Genomic DNA, 22,563 nt, shown 5'->3' with positions numbered 1-22,563 from the left:
CCCTGTTCCTCCCGTTTTCCCCGCAATGCTTTTGAGCCAGAATGGGTGAACGATGCAGTGCTGTCAATAATAAATAAGAGTGATTTAATTATTGACAGCGACCTCGGCCTGGTATTGTGTTGGGGCAGGCATCGGCGCTGGGAAAAGTCGTCTGGATGCCGGAATGGTTCCACTGGGAGGAAAATCGTGACCAAGACAGCACTACTGAAGTCTACCGTTTTTGCGGCGGCCGGACTGGGTCTGATGGCGTTCACTTCGGCTGCGTCCGCCGCCGATGTCGGCGCCTGCCTGATCACCAAGACCGACACCAACCCCTTCTTCGTCAAGATGAAGGAAGGCGCGGCCGCCAAGGCCAAGGAGCTCGGCGTCGACCTCAAGGCCTATGCCGGAAAGATCGACGGCGACAGCGAGAGCCAGGTCGCGGCGATCGAAAGCTGCATCGCCGACGGCGCCAAGGGCATCCTGATCACCGCGTCGGACACCAAGGGCATCGTCCCGGCGGTGAAGAAGGCACGTGACGCCGGTCTGCTCGTGATCGCACTGGACACGCCGCTCGATCCGCTCGACGCCGCCGACGCGACGTTCGCGACGGACAATCTGGAGGCTGGCAAGCTGATCGGCGCGTGGGCCGCCGCGACGCTCGGCGACAAGGCGAAGGACGCCAAGATCGGCTTCCTCGACCTGACGCCCTCGCAGCCGACGGTCGACGTGTTGCGCGACCAGGGCTTCATGATGGGCTATGGCATCGACGTGAAGGATCCCAACAAGATCGGCGACGAGGACGATCCGCGCATCGTCGGCCACGACGTCACCAACGGCAACGAGGAAGGCGGCCGCAAGGCGATGGAGAACCTTCTCCAGAAGGACCCCGGCATCAACGTCATCCATACCATCAACGAACCGGCAGCCGTCGGCGCCTACCAGGCGCTCAAGGCCGTGGGCCTCGAAGGCAACGTGCTGATCGTGTCGGTGGACGGCGGCTGCCCCGGCGTGAAATCGGTTGCCGAAGGCGTGATCGGCGCGACCTCTCAGCAATATCCGCTGCAGATGGCGGCACTCGGCATCGAGGCGATTGCCGCTTTCGCCAAGGACGGGACGAAGCCCAAGCCGACCGAAGGCAAGGATTTCTTCGATACCGGCGTCAACCTCGTCACCGACAAGCCCGCAGACGGTGTCAAGTCCATCGACACCAAGGAAGGCCTCGCCAAGTGCTGGGGCTGATGCAGCTCTGACAGGCAACGCAACCGATCGGCCGGGGCTTGATCCCCGGCCGCTTCGGGTGGACGATGCGCAACCGCGAGCGCGAACAAATCCGACGGCAGATCGGGAACGGTGAACGGGCGTCGGCGTAGCTGAAGCCCAACGGGAGGAAACATGAGCCAGGTCCAGGAATTCGAGAAGGCAATCTCAAGCAGCGACAGCGTCGCTGCTTTTGACGAGCACGGTACGTCGGTCGTCAAGCGCATCCAGCATTTCTTGCATTCCACTCCGGCTGCGGTGCCGCTGATCGTGCTGGTTCTGGCGATCGCTGTTTTCGGCCTCACGATCGGAGGGCGGTTCTTTTCGTCCTACACGCTGACGCTGATCCTGCAGCAGATCGCCATCGTCGGCATTCTCGGAGCTGCGCAGACACTGGTCATCCTTACAGCCGGCATCGACCTGTCAATCGGCGTGATCATGGTGATCTCGGCCGTGATCATGGGCAATTGCGCGGTCACCTATGGTCTGCCGACCTTGCTTGCCGTGGTGATCGGGCTTGCCGCCGGCGGCGCCTGCGGGCTGCTCAACGGGCTGCTGGTCGCCTATATGAAGCTGCCGCCCTTCATCGTCACGCTCGGCACCTGGAACATCGTCATGGCCACCAACTTCATCTATTCGGCCAATGAGACGATCCGCGACGCCGACGTCGATGTCCAGGCGCCGCTGCTGCATCTGTTTGGCCTGAACTTCAAGGTCGGCACGGCGGTGCTGACGTTCGGCGTCATCGCCATGGTCGTGCTGGTGCTGATCCTGTGGTACGTGCTCAATCACACGGCATGGGGCCGCCATGTCTACGCCGTCGGCGACGATCCGGAGGCGGCCAAGCTGTCGGGCATCCAGACCAAGAAGGTGTTGATCTCGGTCTACACGCTTGCCGGGCTGATCGCCGCTTTCGCCGCCTGGGTCTCAATCGGCCGCAATGGCTCGATCTCGCCGTCCGCCGCCGTCACCGACTACAATTTGCAGGCGATCACCGCGACGGTGATCGGCGGCATTTCCCTCTTCGGCGGACGCGGCTCTATTCTGGGCACGCTGTTCGGCGCGATGATCGTCGGCGTCGTCTCAATGGGCCTCAACATGTTGGGCGCCGATCCGCAATGGAAAGTGCTGCTCACCGGTGTGCTGATCATCGGCGCCGTGGCAATCGACCAGTGGATCAGAAAGGTTTCGGTGTAACCATGACCCCAGAGCCCATCCTCACCGCACGCGGCCTCCTCAAGCGCTACGGCCGCGTCACGGCACTGAACAACTGCGATTTCGATCTCTATCCAGGAGAAATCCTGGCCGTGATCGGCGACAATGGCGCAGGCAAGTCGACGCTGATCAAGGCGATCTCGGGCGCCGTGATCCCGGACGAGGGGATCATCGAGCTCGACGGCAAGCAGGTGCTGTTCAAGTCGCCCATCGAGGCCCGTGAAGCCGGCATCGAAACCGTCTACCAGAACCTGGCGCTGTCGCCGGCGCTGTCGATCGCCGACAACATGTTCCTCGGTCGCGAGATCCGCAAACCGGGCTTTCTCGGCGACTGGCTGCGCATGCTCGACCGGCCGGCAATGGAAAAGCGCGCCCGCGACAAGCTCACCGAACTTGGCCTGATGACCATTCAGAATATCAGCCAGGCCGTGGAAACGCTCTCGGGCGGCCAACGCCAGGGCGTGGCGGTGGCGCGCGCCGCCGCCTTCGGTTCGAAGATGGTCATCATGGATGAGCCGACGGCGGCGTTAGGCGTCAAGGAGAGCCGCCGCGTGCTCGAACTGATCCTCGACGTCAAGAAGCGCGGCCTGCCGATCGTGCTGATCTCGCACAACATGCCGCATGTCTTCGAGGTGGCCGACCGCATTCACATCCATCGGCTGGGCCGTCGCCTGTGTGTCATCGATCCCAAGCAGTATACGATGTCCGACGCCGTCGCCTTCATGACCGGAGCGAAGCTTCCGCCGGAGGCAGCCCTGGCCGCCTGAGCCGCCAAATTGCCGCAGGGCCGGTTGGCCCCGTGGCAGGCTAAATCGATTGAACATCTAGTGAGATGCACTAGCATGGGGTGGGAGGAATAGTGAAAGCCGGTATGATCATGGCAACCGCACAAAGAGGCAGCATGACGCGCGCGATGACATCCGAAGCTCCCATCCTCGAAAACTCCGATCCCAAGGCGCTCGCCGACGAAGTCTTGAAGGCCCTCAAATACAGGCTCGGCAAGGACACCAGCGTCGCGACGCAATACGACTGGCTCACCGCCTCGATCAAGGTCGTGCGCGATCATATCGTCGATCACTGGATGCAGGCGACGAAAGAGGCCTACGACCAGCAGGAAAAGCGCGTCTACTATTTGTCGCTCGAATTCCTCATCGGTCGCCTCATGCGAGACGCCTTTTCCAATCTCGGCCTGATGGACAACATGCGCGAGGCGCTGTCTTCGCTTGGCGTCGATCTCGACATCATCGCCGCGCTCGAACCGGATGCCGCCCTTGGCAATGGCGGTCTCGGCCGGCTCGCCGCCTGCTTCATGGAAAGCATGGCGACAGTCGATATCCCCGCGCATGGCTATGGCATTCGCTACGCCAACGGCATGTTCCGCCAGGAAATTCATGACGGCTGGCAGGTTGAACTGCCCGAGACCTGGCTCGATCACGGCAACCCCTGGGAATTCGAGCGCCGCGAACGCTCCTTCGAGGTCGGCTTCGGCGGCGCGGTGGAATCGATCACCTCGAAGGACGGCCGGCTCGAGCGCCACGTATGGAAGCCGACCGAACATGTTCTGGCCGTCGCCTATGATACGCCGGTGGTCGGCTGGCGGGCCAGACGCGTCAACACGCTGCGCCTCTGGTCGGGCATGCCGGTCGATCCGATCCTGCTCGACAAGTTCAATGCCGGCGACCACATCGGCGCCCTTGCCGAAAGCAACAAGGCCGACGCCTTGTCGCGCGTCCTCTACCCCGCCGATTCTCACAAGGCCGGGCAGGAGCTGCGGCTGAGGCAGGAATATTTCTTCTCCACCGCTTCGCTGCAGGACATTGTCCAGCGGCATCTCAGCCAGTATGGCGACTTGCAGTCGCTGCCCGACAAGGCGGCAATCCATCTGAACGACACCCATCCGGCCATCGCGGTGGCCGAACTGATGCGCCTGTTGATGGACGTCCACGGCATGGATTTCGACCAGGCCTGGGACATCACCAAGCGCACCTTCGGCTACACCAACCACACGCTGCTTCCTGAAGCGCTGGAAAGCTGGCCGGTGCCGCTGTTCGAGCGGCTGTTGCCGCGCCATATGCAGATCGTCTACGCCATCAACGCCGAAGTGCTGTTGGAGGCGCGCGCCGCCAACCGGTTCTCGGACGAGCAGATCAGCCACATCTCGCTGATCCAGGAAAACGGCGACCGCCGGGTGCGCATGGGCAATCTGGCCTTTGTCGGCTCGCACTCGATCAACGGCGTGTCGGCCCTGCACACCGAGCTGATGAAGGAGACGGTGTTTGCCGATCTCCACAAGCTCTATCCCGACCGCATCAACAACAAGACCAACGGCATCACGCCGCGGCGCTGGCTGATCCAGTGCAATCCCGGTCTCACCGCGCTCACCCGCGAGGCGATCGGCGACCGGTTCCTCGACGACATCGACGCGATCAAGGAGCTCGAAGCCTTTGCCGACGACGCCGCCTTCCGCGACAAGTTCGCGGCCGTCAAGCGGGCAAACAAGGTCAGGCTTGCCAATCTCGTCGCCGACCGCCTCGGCATCAAGGTCGACCCCTCTGCGCTGTACGACATCCAGATCAAGCGCATTCATGAATACAAGCGCCAGCTCCTGAACATTCTGGAGGCGGTCGCGCTCTACGACCAGATCCGCTCCCATCCCGAGCGCGACTGGATGCCCCGCGTCAAGTTCTTTGGCGGCAAGGCAGCGCCCAGCTATCACAACGCCAAGCTGATCATCAAACTCGCCAACGACGTCGCCAGGGTCATCAACCGCGACCCGGCGGTTCGCGGCTTGCTCAAAGTGGTGTTCGTGCCGAACTACAATGTCAGCCTGGCCGAGATCATGATGCCGGCCGCCGACCTTTCGGAGCAGATATCGACCGCCGGCATGGAAGCCTCCGGCACCGGCAATATGAAGTTCGCGCTGAACGGTGCGCTGACCATCGGCACGCTCGACGGCGCCAATGTCGAGATCAAGGAATGCGTCGGCGATGACAACATCTTCATCTTCGGCCTGACCACCGCCGAGGTCGCCGAGCGGCGCAGCAACGGCTATGATCCGCGATCCGTGATCGAATCCTCTTCCGAACTGGCGCAGGCCGTGGCTGCCGTTTCGTCGGGCGTCTTTTCGCCTGACGATCCCGAACGCTACCGCGACCTGATGAACGGCCTCTATCAGAGCGACTGGTTCATGGTGGCGGCCGATTTCGATGCCTACGCCGCCACCCAGCGCGACGTCGACGCCGTCTGGCGCAACAGCCCGGATTGGTACGCCAGGGCAATCCGCAACGTCGCCCGCGTCGGCTGGTTCTCGTCAGATCGCACGATCCGCCAATATGCGAAAGACATCTGGAACGTGCCCGTCTGATATGATTGCATGAGGCCACGCACAACGTGGTCCGGATGCCCGGGGAGGGTCACTGCCTGATGAGGAAGCCGCGCGCGACCGCTGCGACAAGCGGGCCGGATGGACTGGCGTCAGCCGGCGATGTCGCGGCGATTGTCGCAGGTACGCATGGCGACCCTTTTGCTGTCCTGGGTGTGCACGAAGTTGACAAGGGCTTTGTCGCCCGCTGCTTCGTCCCTCATGCCGAGTTCGTCACTGCCTATACGCTGACCGGCAAGAAAGCCGGTGAACTCTCCAGACGCGACGAAGGCGGCTTCTTCGAGGGCAGGCTGTCGCTCAGAAAGCGCCAGCCGCTGCGCTATCATGCGCGCAATGCCGGCGGCGATTGGTGGCTGACCGATCCCTATTCGTTCGGTCCGGTGCTCGGTCCGCTCGACGACTACTACATCGCCGAGGGCTCGCACCTCAGGCTCTTCGACAAGCTCGGTGCGCATCTCATCGATCATGAGGGTGCGTCCGGCGTGCACTTCGCCGTCTGGGCGCCCAATGCCAGGCGCGTTTCGGTGGTCGGCGACTTCAACGAATGGGACGGTCGCAGGCATACGATGCGCGACCGACGCGACACAGGTATCTGGGAGCTGTTCATTCCCGACATCGGCGCCGGCCGGCCATACAAATACGAGATCATCGGGCCCGATGGCGTGAGGCTGCCGCTGAAGGCCGATCCGTTCGCCTTCAGGTCCGAACTGCGCCCGGCGACCGCGTCAGTGACGGCGCTGCCGCCGGCGCATGCATGGGGCGACGAGGCGCACCGCAATTTCTGGCGCAACGCCGACCCCAGACGCGAGGCGGTGTCGATCTATGAGGTCCACGCCGGCTCCTGGCAGCTTCACGACGACGGCAGCTTCCTGTCATGGGATGAACTGGCAGGCCGGCTGATCCCTTACGCCGTCGAGACCGGCTTCACCCATATCGAATTCATGCCGATCTCCGAACATCCCTATGATCCGTCCTGGGGCTACCAGACGACGGGCCTATACGCGCCGTCGGCCCGCTTCGGCGATCCGGACGGTTTTGCCCGGTTCGTCGACGGCGCCCACCGCGCCGGCATCGGCGTCATCCTCGACTGGGTGCCGGCGCATTTCCCGGTGGACGCGCATGGCCTGGCCAATTTCGACGGTACCGCGCTCTATGAACATGCCGACCCGCGCAAGGGATTTCATCCCGACTGGAACACCGCGATCTACAATTTCGGCCGTCGCGAGGTGGTCTCGTTCCTCGTCAACAACGCGCTGTTCTGGGCCGAGAAATACCACGTCGACGGCTTGCGGGTCGATGCCGTCGCCTCGATGCTCTACCTCGATTATTCGCGCAAGGCCGGCGAATGGATCCCCAACGAAAAGGGCGGGCGCGAAAACCTCGAAGCGGTCAGCTTCCTCCAGCGGATGAACAAGGAGGTCTACGGTCACCATCCGGGCGTGATGACGATCGCCGAGGAATCGACCTCATGGCCGAAGGTTTCGCAGCCGGTGCATGAGGGCGGACTGGGCTTCGGCTTCAAGTGGAACATGGGCTTCATGCACGACACGCTGGAGTATTTCTCCAAGGAGCCGATCTTTCGCAAGCACCACCACAACGACATCACCTTCGGCCTGGTCTACGCCTTCTCAGAGAATTTCGTGCTGCCGCTCTCCCATGACGAGGTCGTGCACGGCAAGGGGACGCTGCTTAGCAAGATGGCCGGTGACGACTGGCAGAAATTTGCGACATTGCGCGCCTATTACGCCTTCATGTGGGGCTACCCCGGCAAGAAGCTGTTGTTCATGGGGCAGGAGTTCGCCCAGCGCCGCGAGTGGAGCGAGGCGCGCGCGCTCGACTGGAATTTGCTCGATTTCAGGCTCCACCGCGGCGTCTGGCAGACGGTGCGCGATCTCAACTATCTCTATCGCTCGCGCCCGGCCTTGCACGCGCGCGACTGCGAGCCGGAGGGCTTTTCCTGGCTGATCGTCGACGACAGCGCGAACTCCGTCTTTGCCTGGCTGCGCAGCGCACCGGGCGGAAATCCGGTCGCCGTCATCTCCAATTTCACGCCCGTGCCGCGCGACGATTACCGCGTGCCGTTGCCGATGGCCGGAAAATGGCGCGAGATCATCAACACGGACGCCGCCGACTATGGCGGTTCCGGCAAGGGCAATGGCGGCGCTGTCGAGGCTCGGGCGGAGGGAGGAAGCATATCGGCGACGATGCTGCTGCCGCCGTTGTCGACGATCTTGCTCGAATTTGTTCCGGAGTGAGCGATATCATCTCGCAGCGAGTAACTTGGGAGGATAAAAATGGCAGAGATAAAACGAACCCAACCGCTGGCGCGCGATGCCATGGCCTATGTGCTCGCCGGCGGCCGCGGCAGCCGCCTCAGGGAGTTGACCGACCGGCGTGCCAAGCCCGCGGTCTATTTCGGCGGTAAGACGCGCATCATCGATTTCGCGCTCTCCAATGCGCTCAATTCCGGCATCCGCCGCCTCGGCGTCGCCACCCAGTACAAGGCGCATTCGCTGATCCGCCACCTGCAGCGCGGCTGGAACTTCCTGCGGCCTGAACGTAACGAGAGCTTCGACATCCTGCCGGCCAGCCAGCGCGTATCGGAAACGCAATGGTATGAAGGCACGGCCGATGCCGTGTACCAGAACATCGACATCATCGAGGCCTACGGCCCCGAATACATGGTCATCCTGGCCGGCGATCACATCTACAAGATGGACTATGAGCTGATGCTTCGCCAGCACGTCGACGCCAACGCCGATGTCACCGTCGGCTGCCTCGAAGTGCCGCGCATGGAGGCGACCGGCTTCGGCGTCATGCATGTCGATAACAAGGACACCATCATCTCCTTCATCGAGAAGCCTGCCGATCCGCCCGGCATTCCCGACAAGCCGGACTTTGCCTTGGCCTCGATGGGCATCTACGTGTTCAAGACCAAGTTCCTGATGGAGCAATTGCGCCGTGACGCCGCCGAACCCGGCTCGAGCCGCGACTTCGGCAAGGACATAATCCCCTACATCGTCGAACATGGGAAGGCGATCGCCCATCGCTTCGCCAAATCCTGCGTGCGCTCGACCGCCGAGAACGAGGCCTATTGGCGCGATGTCGGAACCGTCGACGCCTATTGGGAAGCCAATATCGATCTCACCGATATTACGCCTGAGCTCGACCTCTACGACCGCGACTGGCCGATCTGGACCTATGCCGAACTGAAGCCGCCGGCAAAGTTCGTGCATGACGAGGATGGCCGTCGCGGCATGGCCGTCTCCTCGCTGGTGTCGGGCGATTGCATTGTCTCCGGCGCCTCACTGAAGCGAAGCCTGATCTTCACCGGCGCGCGCATCAATTCCTATTCGACGCTCGAGGAAGTCGTCATGCTGCCCGACTGCCATGTCGGCCGCAACGCAAGCTTGAAGCGCGTGGTGGTCGATCATGGCGTAAGGATTCCGGAGGGGCTCGTGGTCGGCGAGGATCCGGCTCTCGATGCCAAGCGCTTCCGCGTTTCCGAAAAGGGCATCTGCCTCGTCACGCAGGCCATGATCGACAAATTGGGGTTGTAGTGGATGCAGGTCCTTTCGGTCACGCCCGAAATATTCCCTCTGATCAAGACTGGCGGGCTTGCCGACGTGACCGGCGCGTTGCCGATCGCGCTCGCCGGCAAGGGCGTGACGATGCGCACACTTGTTCCCGGCTATCCCCAGGTGATGGATGCCTTCAAGAAAAAGAAGGCCATTCACCAATATCCGCTGCTGCAGGGCGGCAAGGCTTCGGTCCATGCCGTCCAGATCGCCGGGCTCGACCTGTTCGTGCTCGACGCACCGCATCTGTTCAATCGCCCCGGCGGTCCCTATGGCAATGCGACCGGCGCCGACTGGCCTGACAATTGGCGCCGTTTCGCAGCCTTGAGCCAGGCCGGCGGCGACATCGCCGGCGGCGCCATCTCAGGCTACCAGCCGGATCTCGTCCATGCCCATGACTGGCAGTCGGCAATGACGCTGGCCTATATGCGCTACGGCAAGGCGGTCGGCACGCCGTCGATGATCACCGTTCACAACCTCGCCTTTCAGGGCCAGTTCGGCGCCGCCATCTTTGGCGAGCTTGGCTTGCCTGCGGCCGCCATGGCGCTCGACGGCGTCGAATATTATGGCGGCGTCGGTTTCCTCAAGGCCGGGCTGCAGGCCGCCTGGGCCATCACCACGGTCAGCCCGACCTATGCGCAGGAAATCCGCTCGCCGGAGTTCGGCATGGGCCTCGATGGGCTCGTCAATATGCGCTCCGTCGATCTCTACGGCATCGTCAACGGCATCGACACCGAGACCTGGAACCCCGAAACCGACAAGCATCTGGTATCCAACTATACAGCCAAGACATTGAAGGCGCGGCACCCCAACCGCACCGCCGTCGAGGATCGTTTCAACCTCGACCGCGACGACAGTCCGATCGTCTGCGTCGTCAGCCGGCTCACTTGGCAAAAGGGCATGGACATACTGGCGGCCGCCGTCGACGGGATCGTTGCCAGGGGCGCGCGCCTGGCGATCCTGGGATCCGGCGACGCCGGTCTGGAAGGTGCGCTGCTGGCCGCCGCCGCCCGCCATCGCGGTCGCATCGGCGTCGTCGTCGGTTACGACGAGGGGCTCTCCCACATCATGCAGGGCGGCTGTGATGCCATCGTCATCCCGTCGCGCTTCGAGCCGTGCGGGCTGACGCAACTCTACGGCCTGCGCTATGGCTGCGTGCCGGTCGTCGCCCGCACCGGCGGGCTTGCCGACACGGTCATCGACGCCAATGAAGCGGCCGTTTCAGCGGGCGTGGCGACCGGCTTCCAGTTCGCACCCGCCGATTCTGGCGCCTTGCTGCACGCGATCCGCCGGCTGGTGGAGGCGCACGCCAATCCCACGGTCTGGACGTCGATGCAGCGGCAAGGCATGAAGGCTGATGTGTCGTGGGACAAAAGCGCCGAAAAATATGTTGAACTCTATCGCTTGCTGCTTTCGAAAAGGGTTGCCTGAAGCATGATACGAACCGTCGCCACCAAACCATATCTGGACCAGAAGCCCGGCACGTCCGGACTGCGCAAGAAGGTACCGGTGTTCCAGCAGGAGCACTATGCCGAGAACTTCATCCAGTCGATTTTCGATGCGCTGGACGGGTTCGAAGGCAAGACCCTGGTGATCGGCGGCGATGGCCGCTTCTACAACCGCGAGGTCATCCAGATGGCCATCGCCATGGCGGCGGCAAACGGCTTCGGCAAGGTGATGGTCGGGCAGGGCGGCATCCTGTCGACACCGGCGGCCTCGCACGTCATTCGCAAATACAAGACTTTCGGCGGCATCATTTTGTCGGCCAGCCATAATCCGGGCGGCCCGCACGAGGATTTCGGCATCAAATACAATGCCGGCAATGGCGGGCCGGCGCCGGAAAAACTGACCGACGCGATCTTCGAAAAGACCAAGCTGATCTCCAGCTTCAAGATCGCCGATATCGCAACCGTCGACATCGACAAAATCGGCACGGTTGAGGCGGGCGGCATGACGGTCGAGGTGATCGATCCGGTCGCCGATTATGCCGAACTGATGGAAAGCCTGTTCGATTTCGACGCTATCCGCGCCAATTTCAAATATGGTTTCCGCATGCGCTTCGACGCCATGCATGCAGTGACCGGCCCCTATGCCAAGGAGATTCTTGAACGCCGGCTTGGCGCTCCCAATGGCACCTGCCGCAACTTTAAGCCATTGGAGGATTTCGGCGGCCACCACCCAGACCCGAACCTGGTCCACGCAAAGCATCTCTATGACGAGATGATGGGACCGGATGCGCCGGACTTCGGCGCCGCTTCCGACGGCGACGGCGATCGCAATTTGATCATCGGCAAGGGCATTTTCGTCACCCCGTCGGATTCGGTGGCCATGCTCGCCGCCAACGCCCATCTGGCGCCCGGCTACAAGGCCGGCCTGAAAGGCATTGCCCGCTCGATGCCGACCAGCGGTGCAGCCGACCGCGTCGCCGAAAAGCTCGGCATCGGCATCTATGAAACGCCGACCGGCTGGAAATTCTTCGGCAATCTTCTCGACGCCGGCATGGCGACGATCTGCGGCGAGGAAAGTGCCGGAACCGGCTCCAGCCATGTCCGCGAAAAGGACGGGCTGTGGGCCGTGCTTTTGTGGCTCAATATCCTTGCGGTGCGCGGCGAAAGCGCCAAGCAGATCGTCACCGAGCACTGGGCTACCTATGGCCGCAATTACTATTCGCGCCACGACTACGAGGAGGTCGAGACCGACCGCGCCAACGCGCTTGTCGACGAATTGCGCGCCAAGCTTGGCTCGCTGCCCGGCACCAGCGTGCGCGGCATGAAGATCGCCAGCGCCGACGATTTCGCCTACCACGATCCGGTCGACGGTTCGGTCTCCAAGAACCAGGGCATCAGGGTGCTGTTCGAGGGTGGATCGCGCGTCGTCTTCCGGCTCTCCGGCACCGGCACCTCAGGCGCGACGCTGCGCGTCTATATCGAGCGCTACGAGCCGGACACGTCCAGGCACGATCTAGACACGCAGGAGGCGCTTGCCGATCTGATTGCGGCAGCCGATGATATTGCCGGGATTCGCAGCCATACCGGCCGCGCCAAGCCGAGCGTCATCACCTGATGCCATCTAGAATACCGGCCGATCATCGGCCGCGATTTGGTGGAATTGTCTCGGAAGGCGGCATCCGCTTTGCCGCATGGTCGGGATCGGCTCGTCGGCTCTGGGTCTCGGTCTTCGATGGGCAGGGCAACAGGGAGGTCGACCGGCTCGAACTCCAGCCGCAGGGCGAGGGCGTTCACGCGCTTTTCGTCGCCGGCCTCGCCGCCGGCACTCGATACGGGTTTCGCACCGATGGCGACTATGTGCCCGAGCAAGGGCTGTGGTTCGATCCCGACAAGTTGCTGGTCGACCCCTATGCCGTCGAGATCGACAGGCCTTATGCCTATGACGACCGGCTCGCCGCTCGCCGCGGCGAGGGGACCGATACCGCCCCACTTCTGCCGAAGGCGATTGCCGCGAACTTGCCGAAGCCGGTCCCTGTCGTGGCGCCGCTGTTCCAGCCGGGCGGCCTGATTTACGAAGTGCCGGTGCGCGCCTTCACCATGCTGCATCCGGACATCCCGAAGCGCCAGCGCGGGACGATTGCAGCCCTTGCCCATCCGGCCATCGTCGAGCACCTGAAAAAACTCGGTGTCGGGGCGATCGAACTGATGCCGGTGACGGCATCGATCGACGAGCGGCATTTGCCGCCGCTCCGGCTCCGTAACGCCTGGGGCTATAATCCCGTGACCTTCATGGCGCTCGATCCACGCCTTGCGCCAGGCGGTCTGGCGGAATTGCGACAGACGATCGCCACGCTGCGCGAGGCCGGCATCGGCGTCATCCTCGATCTTGTCTTCAACCACACCGGCGAAAGCGACATGCTTGGACCAACGCTGTCGCTGCGCGGCCTCGACAGTCGTGCCTACTACCGGCATGCAGCAGACGGCCGTTTGATCAATGACACCGGCACCGGCAATACCGTCGCCTGCGGCCATCCGGTCGTCCAGGAAATGGTCCTCGACACGCTTCGTCATTTTGTCTGCGGTGCCGGCGTCGACGGTTTTCGCTTCGATCTGGCGCCCATTCTGGGTCGGGTCGAGGGCAGGTTTGACGCCGCGGCACCATTGCTCAGGGCCATTCGGGACGATCCGGTGCTTTGTGACCGGGTGCTGATCGCCGAGCCCTGGGATATCGGCCCGGATGGCTATCAGCTGGGCAATTTTCCGCCGCCCTTCCTTGAATGGAACGACAAATATCGCGACGACGTCAGACGCTTCTGGCGCGGCGATCGCGGCATGGTCGGCGCGCTGGCGACCCGGCTGGCCGGCTCGTCTGACGTCTTTGCCAAGACCAGCCAGCGGACAAGTCGCAGCGTCAATTTCATCGCCGCCCATGACGGCATGACGCTGGCCGATATCGTTGCCTACCAGCACAAGCACAACGACGCCAATGGCGAGCACAACAGAGACGGTCACAACGAGAACCTGTCGTGGAACAACGGCGTCGAAGGTCAAACCGGCGATGCGGCCATCGCCAAGGCGCGCCTCGATGACCGGCGCGCTCTACTGGCGACACTTTTTGCCTCGCGCGGAACGATCATGCTGACCGCCGGCGACGAATTCGGCCGCACCCAACATGGCAACAACAACGCTTATGCGCAGGACAACGAGATCACCTGGCTCGACTGGATGGGGCGCGATCAGGCGCTGGAACAATTCACATTTTTGCTCGCGGCGATGCGTCGTTGGGTCCCAGCGCTTTCCAACACGCATTTCCTGACCGGACAGCCGCCCGCCGGGTCGGAAACATCGGACGTTGCCTGGCTGAGCGAAACGGGCGAGCCGTTCGATGAAACTGCCTGGCACCATCCGGAGCGGCACCGCCTTGTCATGGTGCTCGGTGGCGTCGGTGGCGAAGATCGCCGCCTTGCAGTCGCCATCAACGGCGACCGCCGCAAATGCATGTTCACGCTGCCGCAGCGTGAGGGATTTTTCTGGCGCCCGGCCATCGCCAGCGAGGCAGACATCTCACAACCCGTGCCGGGGCGAACTGTCGTCTTCATGATCGAGCGCAAGACATCGCTCAGAGGAGAAATATGATGGCTGACGGCAATGCCGGGTGGTGGCGTGGCTGCGTCATCTACCAGATCTACCCGCGCTCCTTCCAGGACACGACCGGGGACGGCGGCGGCGATCTGCGCGGCGTTGCCTCAAGACTGGCTCATGTCGCGTCGCTCGGCGTAGACGCCGTCTGGCTGTCGCCCTTCTTCAAGTCGCCGATGGCCGACATGGGCTACGACGTTTCCGACTACACAGCCGTCGATCCGGCGTTCGGCACATCGCAGGATTTCGACGCGGTGATCGCCGAGGCGCATCGTCTCGGCCTGAAAATCATCATCGACCAGGTCCTGTCGCATTCGTCCGACCGGCACGAATGGTTCGTCGAAAGCCGCGCGAGCCGCGACAACCCCAAGGCGGACTGGTATGTCTGGGCCGATCCGAGGCCGGACGGCACCGCGCCCAACAACTGGCTGTCGGTCTTCGGCGGCCCAGCCTGGGAGTGGGATGCGACCCGCAGGCAATATTACCTGCACAATTTCCTCGCCTCGCAGCCGGACCTCAATTTTCACAATCAGGATGTTCAGGACGCCCTGCTGGAAACGGTGCGGTTCTGGCTGGAGCGCGGCGTCGATGGGTTCCGGCTGGATACGGTGAACTACTATGTCCACGACCGCTGGCTGCGCAGCAACCCGCCACTGGCGACAAGCGTCGCCGGCACCAACACCGAAACCAATCCCTACCTTTATCAGGAGCATCTGTTCGACAAGACGCAGCCGGAAAACCTCGCCTTCCTCAGGCGGTTTCGGGCGCTGCTCGACGAATATGAGGGACGCGCCGCTGTCGGTGAGGTCGGTGACGAAACCCGTTCGCTGCAGACGCTCGCCGCCTATACCGCCGGCGGCGACAAGCTCGACATGTGCTACACTTTCGACCTGCTCGGTCCGCAGTTTTCGGCAGCGCATGTGCGCGGCTGCGTCGAGGCTTTCGAGAGTACGGTCTCCGACGGCTGGGTGTGCTGGGCGTTTTCCAACCACGACGTCGTTCGCCACGTGACGCGCTGGACAAGGCCCGGCGGCGATCCGGAGAGGGTGGCGAAATTCTCGATCGCGCTGCTGTCGTGCCTGCGCGGCTCGATCTGCCTCTATCAGGGCGAGGAGCTCGGGTTGGAAGAGGCGGAATTGGCGTTCGAGGATCTGCGCGATCCCTATGGCATCCGCTTCTGGCCCGGGCTCAAGGGCAGGGATGGATGCCGCACGCCAATGGTCTGGGAAGCTGGCGCTGACAATGCCGGGTTTTCAACCGGCAAGCCGTGGCTTCCGGTCCCGGCAAGCCATCGCGCCCGTGCGGTCGATGTCCAGGACGGTGAGGAGAAGTCGGTTCTGGCCAGCTACCGGGCGATGCTCGCTTTGCGCAAGCAGCATGCGGCGCTGGTGCGGGGCTCGATCCAGTTTCTCGATGCCGAGGGCGATGTGCTTGCCTTCATGCGCGAAGGCGGCGACGAAAAGCTGCTGTGCGTCTTCAATTTCGCCGACGAGCCGGCCAGCTGGCCGTTGCCGCAGGATATCGGTGTCGCAGAGACGATCGACCTTGGTGCTGGTGCCACCTTGCAGGACGACGCTCTGTCACTGCCGCCGCTAAGCTGCTTTCTCGGACGAGCCGGCTGATCTTTCTACCGGCCTCTCATTGAACGAGCGCGGAGCGTCCGCAAGTCGCGCCCATGATCCGGACATCGGCCTCGCCGACGCGCACGCCCAGTGCCGCAAGCACGTTATAAACCAATGCGTCGACAGGTGCAGTCACACCGTTCAGCAACGTCACAACTGCCGGCTTTACCGTTCCAAGCAGGGCAGTCACATCAAGCCCGAGACCCAGCGCCCCGACCGAAAGCGACAAATTGTTGACCAGCGACGTGGTGAGGGATTGCGTCAGGTTTTTCGTGGAAGCCGTCTTTATCGCCTTGTTGGCGATTTCTGTTTTGTTGAAGGTCAGCGTCGTCGGATCGGTGTTGGTAATCGCGACCGCTGCCGAACCGTTCACTTGCAGCAGGGGAAGGTTAATCAGAAGGAGCTTGACGCTGACGCCTGCGATCTCGGCAGCCTGGAACGACTGCGGATTGCTGAAGTCGGCGAAGGCGGTGGGACTGTTGTCGGCGTCGCTGGCGCCAAGGTGCAGCGAGGCTACGCCCGGACGTGCGGCAATGGAAACCTTCAAACTGTCGGGATGCCCCGTCGGGCAGCTGATGTCGGTCAGCTCGGCCTCGGCATGAGCCACCTCGACATGCAGCGGCAGCTTGACGGACAGGAGGCTGATGCCGCCGCCGAGATTCGAATTGCCGATGCCGACGGATGCCACCAGCTTGATCCGCGTCTGCGCGGTGCGCACCACCGTGCCGTCGCCGACTGTCAGCCAAGGCGAGACTTGCGCGGGCTCGCCGATGGCGATGGACAGGGTGGTGGAGGTAAGCCCTGGGACGGTGGCGCCTAGATTGATGTCGACCTGCCTCGAGCCGTTCGCCAGCGCAGCGGCGCTGGTCAGCATGCCCATGGCATTGGCGTCGATCGCCAGGCCGGCCGACTCTTGCCCGAGGCCCAGTTCGCCGGCTGACCCAAGATCGACAAGATGATTGAGTGGGATCTTCACCGTGCTGGTGGCCCTGGACGCGATCGTCTGCAAAGCGAGCTTGCTGGTGCTGCCAACCGGCGAGACGTTAGCCATGGCCGTGACGATCTGGCCCACCGTCGCTTTCGACGCCAGCACCTCCGAGTAGCTGACGCCCGTCAGCTGCAACTGGACGGCAAGGGCGTCGACGAAGGAAAGCACGCTGATGTCGGTCGAGATCAGCGCATTGTAGTCCATGACGCTGAGCGAGATATTGCCACCAAGCAGCCCGCTGAGAAGCGCGTTGAGGATACCGCCATTGACGCTGAGAAGCCTGGACCCGACCGAAAACCTCGCCTGCGCCGTCATGCTGGCAATGGCTTGGGTGCCGATCACCGGCGTGGGGATGAGTGAACTCGCGAAATAACGGGTGGCAACCTTGTGCAGCGTGACATGGACGGCGTTGTGGGGCGTCTTGCCGGCTTCGAAGCGCTTGTCGACGCCTAGCGACGACTCTGGCGAATATCGGCCGGCGGTGACCGACACTATGGTCTTTCCAAGGGTGGGAACGATCGCCTGTCCTACTTTTTGAACGACGATACCCGGCATTCCGTTGTCGCCGAGCGTGGTCACCACCGCGGCCTCTATGTTGTTGATGTTCGAGGCGGCGGTGATTGCCGCCAGATCGGTCATTGCCTGCGCCTCCCGGCGCTCCACATAGATCGAGCCTTCATCGACGGCGACGGCAGCCAGCGCCAGCGCGAACGGTGCGCTCAGCGCCGTCATGACGGTGAAGTTCGCCTTCAGGTCGCCAAGCATCGAGCGGGCAGCCCGGCCGATCCTTTCCAGCAAAGTTTCCGTCATTCAGATGCCTCCGACCCGTATTGTCGATCGGCGTGAGATCGTGGTTCCAGGCATGGACAATGCCGGGAACAGATTCCAGATCGGCAGGTTGCGGGCATCATATTGCACGGACACCACGAACTGTTTTCCGTCGGCCGTGCTGTCCTTGGCCTGATAGGTCAGCTTGCCGGATTCAACGAAGGGATATCCGCCAGCATTGTTGTTGACAAAGCTGGTCACCAGCGCCTGGCGCTCGGCTTCGTTCAGCCCGGCGATTGCCGTGCGTGCGGCGTCAGCCGCGATTTGCTGCACGGAATTGCTAGCACCAAAATAGATGCCGTATGCAACCATTCCGAGCAGAAGCAAAATGAAAATGGGCGAAAGCAAAGCGAATTCAATTGCGGAAGTTCCGGACGGCTCTCTAAACTGGCATAATTTTAGTGTTAGCTGGCGCGTTTTACGCCGCGTTACGGAAGTTGTCTTGGTTTTTACCCTGTGCATACCATTCGCCCATCGGAACAGACCGAAGTCCGCGTAAGATGTAACCCATGGTTGCTTAAAGGCGCATTAAAACATTTCGGCAAAGTGGAATCGACGACAGGTTCTGACCGGTACCGAACGCTTGAAGTGGGGAAACGGGGCCAAGTCATGGTTTTGGCGGCTGTTTTGCCGATCGCCAAGCAGCTGTCGGCGCCCCTTACTTTGGGTGACCCAGAGAGTCTGTTGAAATAAAAAATCTCCACGTTACTGTTCGACCACCAGCTGCCGGAAAGGGAACCAGCGGCGCGCTCAAAGAGGCCATGCCAATCGGTTTCGGGGCGTCAACACTCAAGAGGCGTAGCTGAAGGCCGCCTCGACAGGGAGAACTTCATGCTGAAAAAGATGCTGAAGGCGACGGTGTTCGCCACAACCATGGCCTTGGCTGCCGGCACGTTCTACACGCCGGCTTTCGCCGAGGTCGTCTATAACCGCGGCACCGCCGCCGAATCCGAGTCGCTCGATCCGCACAAGACTTCGACCATCTACGAAGCCAATGTCTTGCGTGACCTGTTCCAGGGGCTGGTCATGCAAGACCAGAAGGCGAATGTCATTCCGGGCGCTGCCGAAAGCTGGACCGTATCGGATGACGGCACCGTCTACACCTTCAAGCTGCGCAAGGACGCTGTCTGGTCGGATGGTGCTCCGGTGACCGCGGATGATTTTGTCTACGCTTTCCAGCGGTTGGAAGATCCGGCCACCGGCGCCGAATACGCTTCGATGCTCTATCCCGTGAAGAACGCCGAAGAGGTGAACACCAAGAATGCGAAGCCCGAGGAGATGGGCGTCAAGGCAATCGATGCCAATACCCTGGAAGTGACGCTGAAGGCGCCCACGCCCTATTTCCTTGAAATGCTGACCCACCAGGCCGCCTATCCGGTCTCCAAGGCCTCCATCGAAAAGCTCGGCGCCGACTGGATCAAGCCGGGCAACCTGGTCTCCAACGGCGCCTATACACTGGCGGAGTGGGTCCCCAACGACCACATGAAGCTGGTCAAGAATCCGAAGTTCTGGGACGCTGCGACCGTCAAGGTCGATGTCGTCAATTACATCCCGACCGAAGATCGTTCGTCGGCGATGAAGCGCTTCGAGGCCGGCGAACTCGATAGCTACGACGACCTGCCGACCGAACAGCTCGCCGACCTCAAGGCCAAGTTTGGCGACCAGATTCACGTCGGGCCTTACCTCGGCACATTCTATTTTGCGATCAAGATCGACAAGGCGCCGTGGGACAACGTCGAACTGCGCAACGCCATCTCCATGGCAATCGACCGCGAATTCATTGCCGAAAAGGTCTGGCAGAACTCGATGCTGCCCGGCTATTCGATGGTGCCTCCAGGCATCGAAGGCTATACGCCGGCGGTGGCGAAGTTCGCCGACATGTCGCAGATCGACCGCGAGGACGAAGCCAAGAAAGTGCTCGAGAAGCTCGGCTACACGCCCGAGAAGCCGCTTAAGATGGAAATTCGCTACAACACTTCGGAGAACAACAAGAACACTGCGGTGGCGGTTCAGGAGCAGTTGAAGCCGCTCGGCGTCGAAATCACGCTGCTCAACACCGACACCAAGACCCACTACTCCTTCCTCGAGCAGAAGGGCGATTATGACGTGGCGCGTGCCGGCTGGATTGCGGACTACAAGGATCCGGAAACCTTCCTCGGCATCTCCCGCAAGGCCAGTGGCAACAACTATTCGGTCTACAACAGCCCGAAATTCGAGGAGGCCATGGACAAGGCGGCGGCCGCCGGCGGCAAGCCCGAAGAGCGTATGAAGCAACTCGCCGAGGCTGAACGTATCCTCGTCGACGAAGTCGGCAACATCCCGCTTCTCTACTATAGCTACAAGGAAATCGTTTCCCCGAAGCTTCATGGCTACGAGGACAACGTCATGGCCGTGCATCCGTCGCGCTTCATCTCCAAGGACTGATTTCCTTGGCCGAACTGCCGCTCCCTTACAGCGCCGCGCGTCCTTCGGGACGCGCAACGGACGCTGTAACACGTTGATTTTGCGCATGATCCTTTCCGAACCTTCGGTCGGGGTCATGCGTTAGGGGCGGCGGTTCCGGTCTGCCAGCAAAGCGGGGAACCGATGCTGCGTTACGTATTGAGGCGGCTCCTGACCGCCATTCCGACGCTGTTCGTCATCGTGACCATGGCGTTCTTCCTGATACGCGTCGCGCCTGGCGGCCCGTTCAATCAGGAGCGGGGTCTGAGCCCCGAGATCAAGGCCAATCTGGAAGCGCAGTTCGGCCTGAACGACCCGCTCTGGCTGCAATATCTCCACTATCTCGGCAATCTGCTGCGCGGCAATTTCGGTCCGAGCTACAACATGCCGGACTTCACCGTCACCGAATTGTTTGCCAGGGGCCTGCCCGTTTCAATCCAGATCGGCGCCTCGGCGCTGATCCTGGCGCTGCTGCTCGGCAGCATACTCGGCACGATTGCCGCGCTCAACCAGAACAAGCTTGCCGACTACTCGGTCATTGCGCTGGCAGCCGCCGGCAGCACCATCCCGACCTTCGTCATCGCGCCGGTGATCCAGCTTTTGTTCGGTCTGACCTGGAAGCTGCTGCCGATCGGCGGCTGGGGCGACGGCGCCCTGCTCAACAAGATTGGCCCCGTGCTGACGCTTGCCTTGCCGCAGATCGCGATCGTCGCGCGCTTGATGCGCGGCTCGATGATCGAATCGTTGCGCTCGCACCACATCCGCACCGCGCGCGCGCTCGGCCTCTCCGACTGGTCGGTGGTCGTCAAGCACGCGTTGCGCGGCGCCATACTGCCGATCGTCTCCTTCACCGGTCCGGCGGCGGCCGCACTGCTCACCGGCTCGATCATCGTCGAGACGATCTTCTCCATTCCCGGCGTCGGCCGCTATTTCGTCGATGCCGCGCTCAATCGCGACTACACGCTGGTCATGGGCACCGTGGTGGTCATCGCGCTGTTCACCATCGTCTTCAACCTGATCGTCGACGTCATGTACGCGGTCGTCGATCCGAGGGTGCGCTATGACTGACATCGCAGCCACCGCTCCGGCCGTCGTCGGCCGCTCCCTGTGGGGCGATGCCTGGGCGCGTCTCAAGGCCAATCGCGCCGCCATGTTCAGCCTGTATTATCTTGCCTTCATCGCCGTCATAAGCGCGTTCGGGCCCTCTTTGGTGCCGCATCGATACACCACCATCTACGCCGACTATGTGCGCACGCCGCCGAGCTTTGAGGCCTATCCGAAGGCCGACAAGATCGAAACCGCGCTCAATGAGGCGATCAAGCGCATGCGCGTCGATATCAAGCAGTGGCGGCAGGAAGGCAATCGGATCTTCGTCACCATCACATCGCCCAAGCCGATCGACGACCGCAATGTCCGCTATCTCGACCGTTCCGATGCCTTCGACGACACGAAGATGGAGAGCAAATCACCTGACGGCCTTGAAGCGGTGATGAGTGCTTCGATCAGGCAGCAATATTTCCTGTTCGGCACCGACAATACCGGCCGTGATCTGTTGTCGCGCACGCTGATGGCAGGGCGCATATCGCTGGCCATCGGCCTGCTCGCCGGGGTCGTCGCGGGCGTCATCGGCGTACTCTACGGCGCTACGGCCGGCTTTGCCGGCGGCAAGATCGATGAGGTGATGATGCGTATCGTCGATGTGCTTTATTCGCTGCCGTTTATCTTCTTCGTCATCATGCTGGTGGTGTTCTTCGGCCGTAACTTCGTGCTGATGTTCCTGGCGGTGGGTGCGGTGCTGTGGCTCGACATGGCGCGCATCGTGCGTGGTCAGGCGCTGTCGATCCGGCGGCAGGAGTATGTCCAGGCGGCGGAAGCGATGGGTGTCGGCCAGCGTGGCATCCTGATCCGCCACGTCATTCCCAACCTGCTTGGCCCCGTGGTCATCTACATGACGCTGCTGGTGCCGCATGTCATCATCCTGGAGAGTTTTCTGTCGTTCCTCGGGCTCGGCGTGCAGGAACCGATGACCAGCTGGGGCGTGCTGATCTCGACCGGCGCCAAGAACATCGGTTCCGCCAACTGGCTGCTCTTGTTCCCCGCCTTCTTCCTCGTCTCGACGCTGTTTGCGCTGAATTTCGTCGGCGATGGCCTGCGCGACGCACTCGACCCCAGGGATCGCTGA

The 22,563-nt window shown here is 62.2% G+C and carries 15 protein-coding genes; 13 read left to right on the top strand and 2 right to left on the bottom strand.

Features of this window, described 5'->3' with window-relative positions; translation table 11 throughout:
- The first annotated feature begins 243 nt into the window (after positions 1–243).
- From AC0NID_RS31240 to bglA, 10 genes are all read left to right on the top strand, one after another.
- Positions 244–1,221 carry a substrate-binding domain-containing protein gene (locus AC0NID_RS31240; RefSeq protein WP_473454382.1) on the top strand — a complete coding sequence of 326 codons (978 nt, stop codon included), beginning with the start codon at positions 244–246 and terminating at the stop codon, positions 1,219–1,221.
- Between the two features lie 153 nt (positions 1,222–1,374).
- Positions 1,375–2,436, top strand: coding sequence for an ABC transporter permease (locus AC0NID_RS31235; RefSeq protein WP_473454094.1), 1,062 nt, complete (start codon positions 1,375–1,377; stop codon positions 2,434–2,436).
- A 2-nt stretch (positions 2,437–2,438) separates the two neighbouring features.
- Positions 2,439–3,221 carry an ATP-binding cassette domain-containing protein gene (locus tag AC0NID_RS31230; RefSeq protein ID WP_473454093.1) on the top strand — a complete coding sequence of 261 codons (783 nt, stop codon included), beginning with the start codon at positions 2,439–2,441 and terminating at the stop codon, positions 3,219–3,221.
- Positions 3,222–3,355: 134 nt separating this feature from the next.
- Complete coding sequence (locus tag AC0NID_RS31225; RefSeq protein WP_473454092.1) at positions 3,356–5,818, top strand: glycogen/starch/alpha-glucan phosphorylase; 2,463 nt, start codon at positions 3,356–3,358, stop codon at positions 5,816–5,818.
- Positions 5,819–5,877: 59 nt separating this feature from the next.
- Positions 5,878–8,091 (top strand): 1,4-alpha-glucan branching protein GlgB, encoded by a 2,214-nt coding sequence (gene glgB, locus AC0NID_RS31220; protein ID WP_473454091.1) that lies wholly within the window; start codon positions 5,878–5,880, stop codon positions 8,089–8,091.
- A gap of 39 nt (positions 8,092–8,130) precedes the next feature.
- Complete coding sequence (gene glgC, locus AC0NID_RS31215; RefSeq protein WP_473454090.1) at positions 8,131–9,396, top strand: glucose-1-phosphate adenylyltransferase; 1,266 nt, start codon at positions 8,131–8,133, stop codon at positions 9,394–9,396.
- 3 nt (positions 9,397–9,399) lie between these two features.
- Positions 9,400–10,845: a glycogen synthase GlgA gene (glgA, locus tag AC0NID_RS31210; protein ID WP_473454089.1), complete on the top strand. Its 1,446-nt coding sequence runs from the start codon at positions 9,400–9,402 to the stop codon at positions 10,843–10,845.
- 3 nt (positions 10,846–10,848) lie between these two features.
- A complete protein-coding gene (locus AC0NID_RS31205) occupies positions 10,849–12,477 on the top strand; it encodes an alpha-D-glucose phosphate-specific phosphoglucomutase (protein WP_473454088.1) in 1,629 nt (542 codons plus the stop codon).
- Positions 12,477–14,498, top strand: a complete 2,022-nt coding sequence (gene glgX / locus AC0NID_RS31200) for a glycogen debranching protein GlgX (protein WP_473454087.1) — start codon at positions 12,477–12,479, stop codon at positions 14,496–14,498. Before AC0NID_RS31205 ends, glgX begins: the two co-directional genes overlap by 1 nt.
- A complete protein-coding gene (gene bglA, locus AC0NID_RS31195) occupies positions 14,498–16,123 on the top strand; it encodes a beta-galactosidase BglA (protein WP_473454086.1) in 1,626 nt (541 codons plus the stop codon). Before glgX ends, bglA begins: the two co-directional genes overlap by 1 nt.
- 16 nt (positions 16,124–16,139) lie before the next feature.
- Here the strand turns inward: bglA and AC0NID_RS31190 are convergent, their stop codons facing one another.
- Both AC0NID_RS31190 and AC0NID_RS31185 read right to left on the bottom strand, forming a co-directional pair.
- Positions 16,140–17,921, bottom strand: a complete 1,782-nt coding sequence (locus AC0NID_RS31190; RefSeq protein ID WP_473454085.1) for a pilus assembly protein TadG-related protein — start codon at positions 17,919–17,921, stop codon at positions 16,140–16,142.
- Positions 17,922–18,401, bottom strand: a complete 480-nt coding sequence (locus tag AC0NID_RS31185; RefSeq protein ID WP_473454084.1) for a TadE family protein — start codon at positions 18,399–18,401, stop codon at positions 17,922–17,924.
- Between the two features lie 369 nt (positions 18,402–18,770).
- On the opposite strand from AC0NID_RS31185, the gene AC0NID_RS31180 reads away from it, so the two are divergent.
- The 3 genes from AC0NID_RS31180 (at position 18,771) to AC0NID_RS31170 (ending at position 22,563) form a co-directional block, all read left to right on the top strand.
- Positions 18,771–20,363: a peptide ABC transporter substrate-binding protein gene (locus tag AC0NID_RS31180; protein WP_473454083.1), complete on the top strand. Its 1,593-nt coding sequence runs from the start codon at positions 18,771–18,773 to the stop codon at positions 20,361–20,363.
- Positions 20,364–20,525: 162 nt separating this feature from the next.
- Positions 20,526–21,449 (top strand): ABC transporter permease subunit, encoded by a 924-nt coding sequence (locus AC0NID_RS31175; RefSeq protein WP_473454082.1) that lies wholly within the window; start codon positions 20,526–20,528, stop codon positions 21,447–21,449.
- Positions 21,442–22,563 carry an ABC transporter permease gene (locus AC0NID_RS31170; RefSeq protein WP_473454081.1) on the top strand — a complete coding sequence of 374 codons (1,122 nt, stop codon included), beginning with the start codon at positions 21,442–21,444 and terminating at the stop codon, positions 22,561–22,563. The genes AC0NID_RS31175 and AC0NID_RS31170 overlap by 8 nt, the downstream gene beginning before the upstream one ends.

Source organism: Mesorhizobium sp. WSM4821 (assembly GCF_055901555.1).
The sequence above is the reverse complement of the archived record's forward strand: the minus strand, read 5'-3'. Positions and strand labels throughout refer to the sequence as shown.